At 70.8% G+C, this 14137-nt stretch carries 11 protein-coding genes and 1 pseudogene; 1 reads left to right on the top strand and 11 read right to left on the bottom strand.

Annotated features, from left to right (window positions below; all coding sequences use genetic code 11):
• Positions 1–2: 2 nt before the first annotated feature.
• The 6 genes from AB0M63_RS28805 to AB0M63_RS28780 form a co-directional block, all read right to left on the bottom strand.
• Positions 3–209, bottom strand: a complete 207-nt coding sequence (locus AB0M63_RS28805; RefSeq protein WP_366021479.1) for a hypothetical protein — start codon at positions 207–209, stop codon at positions 3–5.
• Positions 206–1222 (bottom strand): hypothetical protein, encoded by a 1017-nt coding sequence (locus AB0M63_RS28800; RefSeq protein ID WP_366021478.1) that lies wholly within the window; start codon positions 1220–1222, stop codon positions 206–208. Before AB0M63_RS28800 ends, AB0M63_RS28805 begins: the two co-directional genes overlap by 4 nt.
• A gap of 304 nt (positions 1223–1526) precedes the next feature.
• Complete coding sequence (locus AB0M63_RS28795; protein ID WP_366021477.1) at positions 1527–2174, bottom strand: DinB family protein; 648 nt, start codon at positions 2172–2174, stop codon at positions 1527–1529.
• 84 nt (positions 2175–2258) lie between these two features.
• Positions 2259–3167: a DJ-1/PfpI family protein gene (locus AB0M63_RS28790; protein ID WP_366021476.1), complete on the bottom strand. Its 909-nt coding sequence runs from the start codon at positions 3165–3167 to the stop codon at positions 2259–2261.
• A gap of 10 nt (positions 3168–3177) precedes the next feature.
• The gene (locus AB0M63_RS28785) at positions 3178–3777 is read right to left on the bottom strand and encodes an isochorismatase family protein (RefSeq protein WP_366021475.1); all 600 of its coding nucleotides are present in this window, start codon (positions 3775–3777) and stop codon (positions 3178–3180) included.
• A 100-nt stretch (positions 3778–3877) separates the two neighbouring features.
• Positions 3878–7252, bottom strand: a complete 3375-nt coding sequence (locus AB0M63_RS28780) for a pyruvate carboxylase (RefSeq protein ID WP_366021474.1) — start codon at positions 7250–7252, stop codon at positions 3878–3880.
• A gap of 235 nt (positions 7253–7487) precedes the next feature.
• Between AB0M63_RS28780 and AB0M63_RS28775 the strand changes: the two genes are divergently transcribed.
• Positions 7488–8711: a chitinase gene (locus AB0M63_RS28775; protein ID WP_366021473.1), complete on the top strand. Its 1224-nt coding sequence runs from the start codon at positions 7488–7490 to the stop codon at positions 8709–8711.
• 28 nt (positions 8712–8739) lie between these two features.
• Here AB0M63_RS28775 and AB0M63_RS28770 read toward each other — a convergent pair whose 3' ends face one another.
• The 5 genes and pseudogenes from AB0M63_RS28770 to AB0M63_RS28750 all read right to left on the bottom strand — a co-directional run bounded on the left by AB0M63_RS28770 (position 8740) and on the right by AB0M63_RS28750 (position 14036).
• The gene (locus AB0M63_RS28770) at positions 8740–9474 is read right to left on the bottom strand and encodes a hypothetical protein (RefSeq protein WP_366021472.1); all 735 of its coding nucleotides are present in this window, start codon (positions 9472–9474) and stop codon (positions 8740–8742) included.
• 58 nt (positions 9475–9532) lie between these two features.
• On the bottom strand, positions 9533–11035 hold the full coding sequence (locus tag AB0M63_RS28765; RefSeq protein WP_366021587.1) for a hypothetical protein: 1503 nt from the start codon (positions 11033–11035) through the stop codon (positions 9533–9535).
• Positions 11036–11180: 145 nt separating this feature from the next.
• A complete protein-coding gene (locus AB0M63_RS28760; protein WP_355914520.1) occupies positions 11181–12233 on the bottom strand; it encodes a YbhN family protein in 1053 nt (350 codons plus the stop codon).
• 31 nt (positions 12234–12264) lie between these two features.
• Positions 12265–12420 (bottom strand): annotated as a pseudogene (locus AB0M63_RS28755) (extradiol ring-cleavage dioxygenase); the annotation flags it as partial.
• A 5-nt stretch (positions 12421–12425) separates the two neighbouring features.
• Positions 12426–14036, bottom strand: a complete 1611-nt coding sequence (locus AB0M63_RS28750) for an MFS transporter (protein ID WP_366021471.1) — start codon at positions 14034–14036, stop codon at positions 12426–12428.
• Positions 14037–14137: the final 101 nt, after the last annotated feature.

Genomic DNA, 14137 nt, shown 5'->3' with positions numbered 1-14137 from the left:
GCTCAGCCGCGCTTGCGGGAGCGGCGGACCGGTTTGTCGGACTCGGTGTGCGCGACGAGGACGCCGGCGCGGCACAGGGTCCGGACCTGGCCGAGTTCGAGATCCTCGGTGTCGCAGGGCACGCGGCCGAGCGGCCCGACGACGACCACGCCGGAGGCGAGATGCAGTTCGACCGGTCGGCGGCGGGTGTTGGCGAGGGTCGTCGTCATGCGATCTCCAAGAGGTCTGCGGCGACGACGAGGTCGTCGACCGGCCGGACCGGCGGGACGGGCGGCGGGGTGCGCCGGACACTCACCCGGTAGGTGAGGACGGGGACATCGGTGAGGAAGCCGCCGATCCGGTTCGGACCGGGGATCCACACGAGCCGGGTCGGCAGCCGCTCACCGTCCACGACCAGCTCGTCCACCGGGGACAGCCGGTCCACAACCGCTTCGAGCAGCGCCGTCTGTTCGGCACGGGTGGCGGCGACCGGGGTGACGGCGTAGTCGATGTCGTAGGGGTCGCCGGGAATCGCCTGGCGGGAGCCGACGTCGGTGTAGTCGCGCGGGACGACCGCGTCCACCACCCGGTCGTAGGCGTAGCGCACGTCGAACTGGACGACGTCGAGGGCCGGCGCGGACGCGGGCGGCTCACCGGCCGCTCGCACGCTCACGGGTACGGCGGTGCCCCCGGTCTCGATGCCCGCCAGCCGCTCCGCCAGCGCGCGGTCGGCGTCGGCGAACGGCTGCGGCGCGACCGCGATCACGTCGTCCAGGTAGGCGGTGAATCCGGTGCCGCCGAGGCAGCGCAACTGCAACTCGGTCAGGCCGCCGGCCATGGTGAGGTCGTCGAGACTCAGCCGGACGGTCTCCCAGCGGTCGGCGGCCCGCACGGGCAGCAGGCGGTGCCAGGTGTTCGCCGGGTCGTCGACCGGGGTCGCCGTCGAGCCGACCCGGAGTTCGAGAAAGAACGGAAGACCGCCACGGCCGGCCGGCCGATCGGCCCGGATCGACAGCCTCAACTCCGTGAAGCCGCTCAGGTCCACCGGTGCGAGAGCCCGCCGCAAGCGGTGCCCGCCGGCCGTCGGCGTCGCGGCGATCTTCGCACCGCGCCGGTCGGGGCCGTAGCCGACCACGACCGTCTCGTCGGCGATGCCGACCTCGGTGGACGGTGTGGAGCCGTCCGGCCCCACCGCCGCCCACCGGGCCGCGTCGCCCATGGAATCGATGACCCGGGCGGTCATTGCCTGCATCCGTGCTGTCGCATGCCGCAGACTGTGCCGGGCCCGCAGTCACCACACCGTCACGGCCGCATCACCGCGCCCGCCGCGTCTTTCTGACGGGCCGTCACACGGCGCGCCGCGTGATAGGCGGCCGGTCCGCTGAGTGGAACAGGTGGCGACAGGACGCGGCCGAAAACGCACGCTGTGCAGCGGCGGCCGGCAGCTCGGTCGGCTGTCGGCACTGCCGCCCACCTCACGCCACAGCCGATGTCCCCCCTGGCTCACGGCGCGGACGGCGGCAGGCCCCCTGGCCGGGAGACACCCCTCACCCTCCCGGCCGGGCGGCGCCGGGCCGGCCGTGGGCCATGCCGCGATGCAGGTCGCGGAGCAGGGCGATCTCGGCTCCGTGGTGCAGTACTTCCTGGTTGACCCACCACACGATGTCGATGAACGGCTCCTCCGCGTCGCTGCCGTGCGGATAGGTGCAGTACCCGACGGTGTCGAGCGCGGCGTCGTCGACGCTCAGCAGCGCCTTGCGCCAGGCACCGGCAGCGGCGTCGAAGGCCGCGACCGCGCCGACGGCGTCGCCGCTGACGGGGTGGTCGGCGCGGATCAGGCCGTGGCTGCCTGCCGTGTGGTCGGCGCGCAGGGCCAGCAGCTCGGTGAGGTGGCTCAGCCGCCATGCGAGGGTGGTGAAGGGCGGGGGCCACGGGTGCGGGTACGACGCGGCGTCGCGGCCCCAATCACCCTGTCCCGCAAGGAGAGTTGCCCGCGCTCCCGGCCCGTCCGTGCGCCGCCGCACCGACCAGCAGTCCGGCACCGGTTCCCAGAAGTACTCCGCGTCGGTCATCGGCCCGACCGGGGTGTCCGTCCCGTCGCCGCTGTCCATGACGGGCCCGGTCATCCGGCTGGAGAGGCGTTCGCACGCGAGGTCGAACTGGTCGAGCAGCGGAGCCAGACGGGGTGGGATCACGGGGCGCTCCTGTGGCGGGCCGGTCGGTCGTCGGGCGGCAAGCCAACAGCAACTCCCGCGCGACCGCCTCTCATTTGTGCCCGGTCAGGCCGTGCGGGCCCGCAGCCGGCGCAGCATGCGCGGGTCCTCGAAGCCGACCGAGCGGGCGGCGGCGTCGATCGTGGAGCCGTGGCTGATGAGGTGCTCGGCGCGTTCGAGGCGCAGGGTCTGCTGGTAGCGCAGCGGGGTGAGTCCGGTGGCCCGGGTGAAGAGGCGGGTGAGCGTGCGTTCGCTGACGCCGACCGCCGAGGCGAGGTCGGGCAGGGGCAGCGGCCGGTCGAACCCGGTGTCGATGAGGTCCTGGGCGCGGTGCACCGTGTCGTCCAGGTGGGAGCGGTGCCGGAGCATCGCGCTGGACTGCGGTTCGTGGCCGTTGCGACGGGCGTAGACGACCATGTCCCGGGCGGTCCGGGCGGCTGCGGCGGGACCGTGCCGGGTGGCGATTAGGTGCAGGGCGAGGTCGATGCCGCTGGCGATGCCGGCCGAGGTGATGACCCGGTCGTCGGTGGTGAACAGGACGTCGCGGACGACCGTCGCCTTCGGGTGGCGCAGGGCGAGTTCGTCCTGCACGTCGTGGTGGGTGGTGCAGTGCCGGCCGTCGAGGAGTCCGGCCCGGCCGAGCGCCTCGGCGCCGGCGCAGACGCTGGCGACCGTGCCGCCCCGGGCGTGGTGGTCCCGCAGCCGCCGCAGGATGTCGGCGCCGATGGCGGGGGCGTCCGCCAGTCGGTCGGCGCGCCAGCCGGGCACCACGATCAGGTCCTCGGGCCCCAGTTCGGGCCAGTCGGGCCCGGCCGCCAGCGGCAGCCCCTGGGCGCTGACGACCTGGGGCAGCTCGGCGACGTAGGAGAGGGTGTAGGGGTGCCCGAAGCCGGCCGCCGTGGAGAAGACCTGCGCGGGGCCGGCCAGGTCCAGCAGGTGGACTCCGGGTACCAGGAAGAAGACGACGTGGCTCACGATCCGGTCATCATGCCTGATGTGCGGCGGCGGCTTCCAGTTCGTCGACCGTGGCGATGGTGGCGAAGCGGCCGGCGAGGGCGTACTCGGTGCGGCGGATGATCTCGTCGGCGGGCAGGGTGCGGGGGTCGGCCAGGAGGTCGGCGACGCTCTGGCCGGCGGGGGCGTCGCGGTGCGGGATGGGGTTGGTGGCCGTCGCGTCGGTGACGAAGGTGACCCGGTAGCCGAGGTCGCTGGCGACGCGTGCGGTGGTCTCGACGCACTGTTCGGTGCGGATGCCACAGACGGCGACCTCGCGGACGCCGTGCTCGGTGAGGAGTTGCTGGAGGTTGGTGGTGGTGAAGGCGTTGTGCGAGGTCTTGTGGAGGAGCGGTTCGCCCTCCGCGCGCTCCAGTTCGTCCATCAGCCGGACGTGGCCGAGGGCCGGGTCGAAGACGTCGCCGCTGCCCGGGGCGGTGTGCAGTACCCACACGACCAGGTCGCCGGCCTGGCGCGCGAGGCGCACCAGGCGGTCCGCCTTCTCGGCGACCTTCGGATCGGAGATGGTCTCCCACAGCGGGCGGGCGCGGAAGGACTCCTGGACATCGATGACGATCAGTGCTCGGGTCATGTCCCAAGACTGCGTCCTGCGGGTGGGGCGGCGACAGGCCGCATCGGGTCCGGGAGCGGACCGATCCGGTCACCGGTGAGACGGCCTGTCGCCAGCCCGGCTACCTCAGTTCGACGAGCAGGTCGCCGCCCTCCACCTGCTGGATGCGGTTGATGGCGAGGCGGGAGACCCGGCCGGCCTTGGGCGCGGTGATGGCCGCCTCCATCTTCATGGCCTCGATGGTGGCGACGGTGACACCGGCCTCCACCTCGTCGCCCTCCTCGACCGCGAGCGTGACCACACCCGCGAACGGGGCGGCGACATGGCCGGAGTTGGTGCGGTCGGCCTTCTCGGTGACGGGGATGTCGGAACCCGCGGCGTTGTCGCGGACCTGGATCGGGCGGAGTTGGCCGTTCAGGGCGGACATCACGGTGCGCAGCCCGCGTTCGTCGGCCTCACCGACGGCCTCCAGCTCGATGAGGAGCCGCACCCCGGGCTCCAGATCGACCGCGTACTCCTTGCCGGGCCGGATGCCGTAGAAGAAGTCCTTGCTGTCCAGGACGCTGGTGTCGCCGTAGGTCTGGCGGTGCGTCTCGTACTCGCGCGTCGGGCCGGGGAACAGCAGGCGGTTGAGGGTGGCGCGGCGGTCCTTGTCGAGGGCCGTGCGGTCCTCGGGGCTGAGTTCCTCTACGGCCCTGGGGGCGGCGCGGCCCTGGAGCGCCTTGGTGCGGAACGGCTCGGGCCAGCCGCCGGGCGGGGTGCCCAACTCGCCGCGCAGGAAGCCGATCACGGAGTCGGGGATGTCGTAGCGGTCGGGGGACGCCTCGAAGTCGGCGGGGGTGACTCCGGCGCCGACCAGGTGCAGGGCGAGGTCGCCGACGACCTTCGACGACGGGGTGACCTTGACCAGGTGGCCGAGGATGCGGTCGGCGGCGGCGTACATCGCCTCGATGTCCTCGAAGCGGTCGCCGAGGCCGAGCGCGATGGCCTGGGTGCGCAGGTTGGAGAGCTGGCCGCCGGGGATCTCGTGGTGGTAGACGCGTCCGGTGGGCGAGGCGAGGCCCGCCTCGAAGGGGGCGTAGATCTGGCGGACGCTCTCCCAGTACGGCTCCAGGTCGCCGATCGCCTGGAGGTCGAGGCCGGTGGGGCGGTCGGAGTAGTCGGTGGCCGCGACGATCGCCGACAGGGACGGCTGCGAGGTGGTGCCCGCCATGGAGGCCACCGCGCCGTCGACGGCGTCCGCGCCGGCCTGGATCGCGGCGAGGTAGGTGGCGAGCTGCCCGCCTGCGGTGTCATGGGTGTGCAGGTGCACCGGCAGCCCGAACTCGCGGCGCAGAGCCGACACGAGGGTCGCGGCGGCCGGGGCGCGCAGCAGGCCCGCCATGTCCTTCACGGCGAGGACATGGGCGCCCGCCTCGACGATCTGTTCGGCCAGGCGCAGGTAGTAGTCGAGCGTGTAGAGGCGCTCGCCCGGGTCGGACAGGTCCGAGGTGTAGCAGAGGGCGACCTCGGCGATCGACGTTCCCGTGGCGCGTACCGCGTCGATGGCCGGGCGCATCTGGCCGACGTCGTTCAGGGCGTCGAAGATGCGGAAGATGTCGATGCCGGTGGCGGCGGCCTCCTGGACGAAGGCGTCGGTCACCTGGGTCGGATACGGCGTGTAGCCCACGGTGTTGCGGCCGCGCAGCAGCATCTGGAGGCAGATGTTGGGGACGGCCTCGCGCAGCGCGGCCAGCCGGTCCCAGGGGTCCTCGGCGAGGAAGCGGAGCGCCACGTCGTAGGTGGCGCCGCCCCAGCACTCCAGGGAGAGCAGCTGGGGCACGGTGTGAGCCACGACCGGGGCGACCGCGAGGAGGTCCTTGGTGCGGACGCGGGTGGCCAGCAGCGACTGGTGGGCGTCGCGGAAGGTGGTGTCGGTGACCCCGATGGTCGGCGACTCGCGCAGGTGGCGGGCGAAGCCCTCGGGGCCGAGCCGGGCGAGCAACTGCCGTGATCCGGCCGGGGGTTCGGTGGCGGGGACGGGCGGCAGCTTGGTGGTCGGCTCGATCAGGTCGGGGCGTTCGCCGTGCGGCTTGTTGACCGTGACGTCGGCCAGGTAGGTCAGCAACTTGGTGCCGCGGTCGGCGGAGTGACGGGCCGTCAGCAGGTGCGGGCGCTGCTCGATGAACGAGGTGGTGATGCGTCCCGCCTGGAAGTCCGGGTCGTCCAGGACCGCTTGCAGGAACGGGATGTTGGTGGCCACACCGCGGATGCGGAACTCGGCGACGGCACGCCGCGCGCGGTTGACGGCGGTGGTGAAGTCCCGTCCCCGGCAGGTGAGTTTGACCAGCATCGAGTCGAAGTGCGCGCTGATCTCCGTACCGGCGTGGGTCGTTCCGCCGTCGAGCCGGATACCGGAGCCGCCGGGTGAGCGGTAGGCGCTGATGCGGCCGGTGTCCGGGCGGAAGCCGTTGGCGGGGTCCTCGGTGGTGATACGGCACTGGAGGGCCGCGCCGTGCAGGGTGACCGTCTCCTGCGAGAGGCCGAGGTCGGCGAGGGTCTCCCCGGAGGCGATCCGCAACTGCGCCTGCACGAGGTCGACGTCGGTGACCTCCTCGGTGACCGTGTGCTCGACCTGGATGCGCGGGTTCATCTCGATGAAGACGTGGTTGCCCTGCGGGTCCAGGAGGAACTCCACGGTGCCCGCGTTGCGGTAGCCGATCTCGCGGGCGAAGCGGACGGCGTCGGCGCAGATGCGGTCGCGCAGGGCCGGGTCGAGGTTGGGCGCGGGGGCCAGCTCGACGACCTTCTGGTGCCGGCGCTGCAGCGAGCAGTCTCGTTCGAAGAGGTGGATGACGTTGCCCTCGCCGTCGGCGAGGATCTGCACCTCGATGTGGCGGGGGTCGACGACGGCCTTCTCCAGGAACACCGTGGCGTCGCCGAACGCGGACATGGCCTCACGGGCGGCGGCCTCGATGGACTCGCGCAGGGTGGCGGGGTCCTCGACGCGGCGCATCCCGCGCCCGCCGCCGCCAGCGACCGCCTTCACGAACACCGGGAAGCCGATCTCCTCGGCGGCGCGCACCAGTTCGTCGACGTCCGTGGAGGGCGCGGAGGAGCCGAGCACGGGGACGCCGGCCGCGCGGGCGGCGGCGACGGCGGTGGCCTTGTTGCCGGTCAGCTCCAGGATGTGGGCGCTGGGGCCGACGAAGGTGATGCCCGCCTCCTCGCAGGCACGGGCGAGTTCGGGGTTCTCGGAGAGGAACCCGTAGCCCGGATACACCGCGTCCGCCCCCGCGCGCTGGGCCGCGCGGACGATCTCCTCGACCGACAGATAGGCGCGGACCGGATGCCCGGGCTGACCGATCTCGTAGGCCTCGTCGGCCTTCAGCCGGTGCAGCGAATTGCGGTCCTCGTGGGGGAAGACCGCGACCGTTCGCGCACCCAGCTCATAGCCGGCGCGGAACGCCCTGATCGCGATCTCGCCACGGTTGGCGACCAGCACCTTGCGGAACATTCCCGATCCCTTCAGCCTGCCTGTGACGTGCACCATGGTGTCGGTATCGCCCCTATAACGCCATGTGAGCCGGGACACTAACGGGAAACGTGCCGCGCGACGAGCATCGCCGGGCCGAAGGTAAAAGAATCGTATGGTCTAGTCCAAAGTGCGATGTGGTCCAGTCCAATCCATTGACGTGACCGCGACATCGCCGGAAGCTGGGCGCCTCCCCCACTCCCACCGGAGGCACAACGTGACACGTCTTCGCGCATGTCTCGGCGCGGCAACCGCCGTGACACTCGCCGCCGCGGGCACGACCGCGCTGGTCGCGGGCAACGCCCAGGGCGCCACCAACGCCGCCACCGCACTGAGCAACCGCTGGTACGCCGCGGCCCCCTATCTGATGCCGACGGACAACAACCCGCCGGACGCCGGCGCCATCATGGACGCCACCGGCCTCAAGGCCTTCCAGCTCGCCTTCGTCCTCGCCCCGAACGGCGGCGGCTGCTCCCCCACCTGGGGCGGCACCTCACCGGTCTCCTCGGACACGGCCGTCCAGTCGGTGATCAACACGATCCGCGCCAAGGGCGGCGACGTCTCCGTCTCGATCGGCGGCTACGGCGGCACCAAGCTCGGCCAGACCTGCGCGGACCCGGCCTCGACGGCAGCGGCCTACCAGCAGGTGATCACCAAGTACGGCCTGCACGCGATCGACTTCGACCTGGAGGAGCCGGAGTACGAGAACACCGCGGCCATCCACAACGAGATCGGCGCGGCCAAGATCCTCCAGGCGAACAACCCGGGGCTGTACGTCTCCGTCACCACGGCCGGTACGGCGGACGGCACCGGCTGGTTCGGCAAGCAGATGCTGCTGGAGGCGAAGTCGCAGGGGTTCACCCCGAACAACTTCTCCATCATGCCGTTCGACGGCGGCTTCAACGGCGCGGCCTCGCAGACCAGCGCGCTCACCAACTTCAACTCCATCCTCCAGTCCACGTTCGGCTGGGACCAGGCGACCGCCTACGCTCATGAGGGCTTCTCGGGGATGAACGGGCGCAGCGACACCGGCGAGTACTTCACGCAGGCCGACTTCCAGACGGTGCTGAACTACGCCACCAGCCACAACATGGACCGCTTCACGTTCTGGTCCCTCAACCGCGACCGGCAGTGCAGTCCGGTCGACAACGGCGGTACGACGTCCGGGACCTGCTCCAGCGTGGCGCAGAACGCGTGGGACTTCGCCAAGTACTCGGTGCAGTTCGCGGGCGCCACCCCGCCCGCCTCGACGCCCACGCCCACCCCGACGCCCACGCCCACCCCCACCTCGTGCAAGACGGCGTGGAGTTCCACGGCCGTCTACACACAGGGCAACGAGGTGTCGTACGGCAACCACAACTGGAAGGCCAAGTGGTGGACCCAGAACGAGGTGCCCGGCGCCTCCGAGTGGGGTCCTTGGCAGGACGAGGGCGCCTGCTGATCGGGCGCGATCGTCGTGAAGTGGCCCGCTAGCGCAGGATGTTGACCGCCCGGGCGACCACCAGCACGACGGTCACCAGCGAGACCGAGGACTGGAGCATCATCAGCATCTTGGCCCAGTGCGAGAGCGGCATCACGTCGGTCGGGCTGAAGGCGGTGGAGTTGGTGAAGGACAGGTACAGATAGTCGAGGAACGCCGGTTCCCAGTCCGGCGGCGCGGTCTGTGGGCTCTGCATCTGGACGAAGAGGAAGTCGGCGAACTGCTGGTGGCCCATGACCCGCGCCATCGGGCCACCCCGGTCCCACTCCCAGTACCAGAGGGCGAACACGACGACGTTCGTCAGCCAGATGGCGCCGCCGGTCAGCAGCAGCGGCCCGGCGTCCAGGCCCTCGGTGCCCCTGACCAGTCCCACCACCAGGCGGACGGCGGCCCAGCCGTTGGCCAGGCTGATCACGGCCATCAGGACCAGGCCCGGCCAGCGCACCCAGCGCCGGCCGGGTTCGGCCCGTCTGGGATTGGCGACGAACAGGCCCACCAGCAGGGCCAGTTCGAGGGCGGGCAGCAGCCAGTAGGGCCCGGCGGCGAGCCGGTGCGGCAGCATCAACTGCAGCCCGATCGCCACCAGGATCACGGCCGACACCGCCCACCGGGTCTCACCGTGCGTCACCCGCCGCCACGCGGGCACCACGTCGTGCCCGCTCTCCTCCAACAGCCGCTCGATCCTGACCAACCGGCTCTCGGCGTCGTCTCTACCGTCCGTCATGCCACCGATTGTCCCCGGTCAGGGATCGCCCCCCGGACGCGCCCCGTGCCCGTGCGCGTCAACTGGTGCCGAACGCCCCCGTGCTGTACGCGCACTCCGTGTAGATGTACCCGGACCTGAGCTTGGCCGTGTCCGAGGCCGGGGTCGCGGTGGAGCTGTCGGGGCGGTGGACGAAGTAGGTGGTGCCGGTCGGCAGAGTGATCGTCTTCTGGGGATAGTTCTTGCCGGAGCTGCACGGCTTGAACCCGGACAGCAGGGTGGTGGTGAGGGAGTACGACGTGCAGCTCCCGCAGCCCTTGAGGGTGAAGCTTCCGGTCACCGGGCCGGTGTAGAGGACCGTGATGTCGTCCGGGCTGTCGTTCTTGACGGTGACGGTGATACTGCCGCCGGACGCGGTCGTCGGCAGGTGCTTGCCCGCGGCGGGGACCGTCTGGGCGACCTCGGCGGCGATCGCGATCTTCTTGGCGCGGGCCAGGTTCTTGTCGTGCGTGTTGTTCTTCACGAAGTCGTTCATCGTGGTGAGCGCCGAGTCGAAGTCGCCGTCCTTGTACTGCGAGACACCGCACTGGTAGGCACCGGCGTCGGCCTGACCGCCGGCCCGCGTGGCGTCCGCATCGAGTGCGTCGGCCGCCTGTCCGCTCTCCAGGCTGCCGATCTGGGTGGAGAGACTCTTCAACTCCTCGACGGCCGCGCAGGGTTCACTGCCGCGCACCCCCTGAGCCGCCTTGCTGACGGCCGACTTGACGTCCGGTTCGACCTGACCCGCCTGGGACGACTGCGGGAACGTGGCCAGCAGATCACCGAAGTTCGTCGGCCAGTCGGCGCTCTCGGAGGCCAGCGCGGTCGAGCCGCACTCGTACAGGGAGGTGGCGAGCTTGTCGTCCGGCCAGGTGGCCAGCGTGCCCAACTGCTTCTTGCCGATGGTGCCGGGGACGGTCCGCAGATACTTCAACTGGGGTATCGCGTCGCAGTAGTTCTTCTGCGCGTAGGCGCCGGCGACCGTCGTGTAGAACGTCTTCAGCCGGTCGGGCACCCGGTCGGCCGCCCGCGAACCGGAGTGCGCGGTGCTGAGATCGTCGTACACACTCAGCGCCTGGCGGTAGTGGGGCTCGGCCGCGGTGAACGACAACCTCCCGTTGTCCGCGACGAGTTGATCGGCCTTCTCCAGCCGGTCGAGGAGCATCTGCTGGGTCGCCTCGTCGCGGGCGCTGTCGTAGAGCACGACTCCCCCGGCCGGTACGGCGAGCAGGACCAGGCCCAGCAGGACCGCGAGGGGCGTCGGCGCGGGCCAGGCCAGCCGGGTGCGCAGGCCCACCATCGCGCCGTGGACGGCGGCGAACACGAGGAACACGACGTACAGGGTGACGAGGACACCGGAGACCCCGTCCGGGTCGGCGGGCAGCGCCACCAGCAGCAGGACCGCGGTCGCCACCCAGCACACGGCCATCAGCAGCCAGCGGCGCATCAGGGCGTAACCGAGCCCGAGACCACTGAGGTTGAGCACGCCCACCGCCACGGATCTCAGTCGGTCCGGCGGAGCGGGTGGCGGTGACGACGGCATGGGTGGAACAGCGAACCCCTGAAAAGCGCCGTACTGATCTTCGGACATGGCTTTCCCCCCGCTCAACAATGCCCCCGTTACCGTGACTTGTCAGTGTACGGTCGGGTTCACCGCAAGAACAGCGGGAACTTGGCGCCTCGCCTCGCTAGACAGCAGGTTCCGGTTCTTTGCGGTTGTGGCGGCGGATGATCAGCCACGTTATCCAGCCGACGCCGATGATGAAGCCGAAGCTGATGATGCGGTAGAGCACGACGGTGGCGATGGCGGTGCTGGTCGCGACGCCGCCGGTGACCAGTCCGAGGATCAGCGCGCTGTCGATGAGGCCGAGGCCGCCGGGGATGATCGTGAGGGTGCCGGCGGCCATGCCCGCGCAGAAGGCGAGCAGCAGTTGGGCGTTGCTGATCCGTGTGTCGCTGATGGCGTGGAAGCACAGCCACAGACAGCCCGCGTCGAGCAGCCAGTTGAGGACAGCGAAGACGGCGGCGGCGACGGCGTGCCGGGGTTCGAGCCGGGCGGTGCGGAGTTGCTCGATGAAGCCGCGGACCCGGTCGAGCCCTTGGGTCTCGGGAAGGTGGCGCAGCTTGTTGACGCGGGCCAGCGCGGCACGGGTCGCCGGTTCGACCTTCTCGGGGTGGCGGGTGATGCGCCGGATGCCGACGGTGAGCAGGAGTACGGCCAGGGCCAGCGTGATGAGGCTGTGCCACTGGAGGTCTCCGTCGGAGACGACCGCGGAGATCGCGGTGACGACGGCCAGGGCCGCCGCGGAGAGCATGCCGGACAGGGCGATGCACCAGGAGGCGACGGCGGGCGTGGCCCCGAAGCGGCGCATCTGCTGGTAGTTGAAGTGGGTGGAGAAGGCCGGACCGCCGGGCAGGGTGACGCTGAGCGAGTGGGCGGCGTAGGCAAGCGCGATGTGATGCTGGATCGGCACGTTCACCCCGGCCGATCGCAGGAGTCTGCGCTGCATGCGCGCGTAGCAGCCCATCGCGGCCACTTCGGCGACGAGCGCGACGGCGAACCAGTTCAGCCGGGGCGCGCGCAACTGCGACAGCGCGGATGCCAACGACGGCCATCCCAGGACGAGTTCGATGGTGAACAGTGCGAGCAGGACGGTGATCACCGCCGGACGCAGCCAGCGTCGGGTGTGACGCGGCGGCGCGTCGGCCGGTTCGGTGGCGGTGGTGTCCGGAGCAGGCACAGGCAGGACCGTCGATTTCGTGAAGTGAGCTTCAGCCGTCGGCGATCCCGGCACCCCTCACAGCGGGGACGGTGTTCTCCGAACGGGCCAGGAGGCGGGCGCCAGGGCGGAACTGTGCCAGTTTATCCACGATGGTCTGACCGACCGGAGTGTGCCCCCGGATGCTGATTCCCTGGTGGGTACTGGGGAGTTCTAGACGGACTCGGCGTGCTCCTTCTCGTGGTCCGCCTCCGTCGCCTTCGACTCGGACTTGCCGGCGGCGCGGCGGCCGGGCAGGACGGCGAGGACGATCAGCGTGCCGGCGGCCATGATGATCCCGCCGACGAGGCTGGTCTGCGCGACGCCGTGGGCGAAGGCCTCGTGCACGGCGTCGACCAGTGCCTGCGCCTGCTGCGGTCCGGCGGACGGTGTCTTCGCGATCTGCTGGGCGACCGCGAGGCCGCCGCCGACCGAGTCCTGGGCGGAGTCCAGCGCGGCGGCGGGGAGGTGGCCGCCGACCAGGTCGGTGAGCCTGTCCTTGTAGGTGGTGCCCAGCAGCGAGCCGAGGATGGCGATGCCGAGGGAGCCGCCCAGTTCCAGCGCGGTGTCGTTGGCGCCGCCGCCTACGCCCAGTTCGTTCTCCGGGAAGGAGCCCATGATCGTGTCCGTGGCCGGGGACACACTCAGCCCGATGGCGAAGCCCAGCAGCATCATCGTGGGCAGGAAGTCGCCGTAGGTGGAGGTCTTGTCGACCCGGGTGAGCAGGAAGACGGCCACGGTGCCGATCACCATGCCGGCCACCACCATCGGCTTCATGCCCAGCCTGGGGGTGAGCCGTCCGGTGACCGCGGCGCCGACGAAGACGGCACCGGCCAGCGGCAGCAGTCGTACGCCGGTCTCCAGCGGGTTGTAGCCGAGGACGAACTGCAGGAACTGCGTGGCGTAGTAGATCGCGCCGAAGGTGCCGAAGAAGAAGAACAGGACGGCCGTCATCGAGCCGCTGAAGGGACGCCGGGCGAACTTGCGGACGTCGAGCATGGGGTGCGGGTGGCGCAGCTCCCAGGCCACGAAGGCGGGCAGACCTATGGCGGCGACGACGGCCGCGGTGACCGGCCCCGCGCCCCAGCCGAAGTGCGGGCCCTCGATGATCGCGTAGACCAGGCTGCCGACCGAGACGATCGAGAGCAGACCGCCCACGTAGTCGATCCGGCCCATCGTGTCCGCCTTGGACGGCGGTACGAGGACCAGGGCGCCGACGACCGCGACAAGTGCGATGGGGACGTTGATCAGGAAGGTGGAGCCCCAGGCGTGGTCCTGCAGCAGCCAGCCCGCGACCAGCGGGCCTACGGCGATGGCGAGACCCGAGGTCGCGGTCCAGGCCGTGATGGCCCGCGCGCGTTCACGCTTCGGGAAGATCGCGACCAGCAGGGAGAGCGTGGCCGGCATGACCACCGCGGCGCCCACGCCCATGACCGCGCGGGCGGCGATGACCAGTCCGGTCTCGTGCACCAGGCTGCCCGTCACCGATCCGCCGGCGAAGATCACCAAGCCCGTGATGAGCGCGCCACGACGGCTGTACTTGTCGCCGATCGAACCCAGCACGAGCATCAGCGCGGCATACGGCACGGTGTAGCCGTCGATCACCCACTGCAGATCGCTGCTGCTCAGGCCCAGGTCCGTGGTCATGTCCGGAGCGGCCACGATCAGTGACGTGTTCGCCATGACCACGATCAGCAGGCTGAGGCAGAGCACGATCAGGGCGGACCATCGCCGGGTGTACGGCCCGGTCATCCGGTCGACGGGTGTGGTGACGAAGAGCGGCATCGGAGGCTCCCAGCGAAGGCGTTAATTGCTCACTGATGTGCAGACTATTTTATTACCCATCGATGTGCAACTATGCCGGGACCGACCAACCGGGCGGACCA

The sequence above is a fragment of the Streptomyces sp. NPDC051576 genome, from assembly GCF_040681835.1.
Lineage (GTDB): Bacteria > Actinomycetota > Actinomycetes > Streptomycetales > Streptomycetaceae > Streptomyces.
The sequence above is the reverse complement of the archived record's forward strand: the minus strand, read 5'-3'. Positions and strand labels throughout refer to the sequence as shown.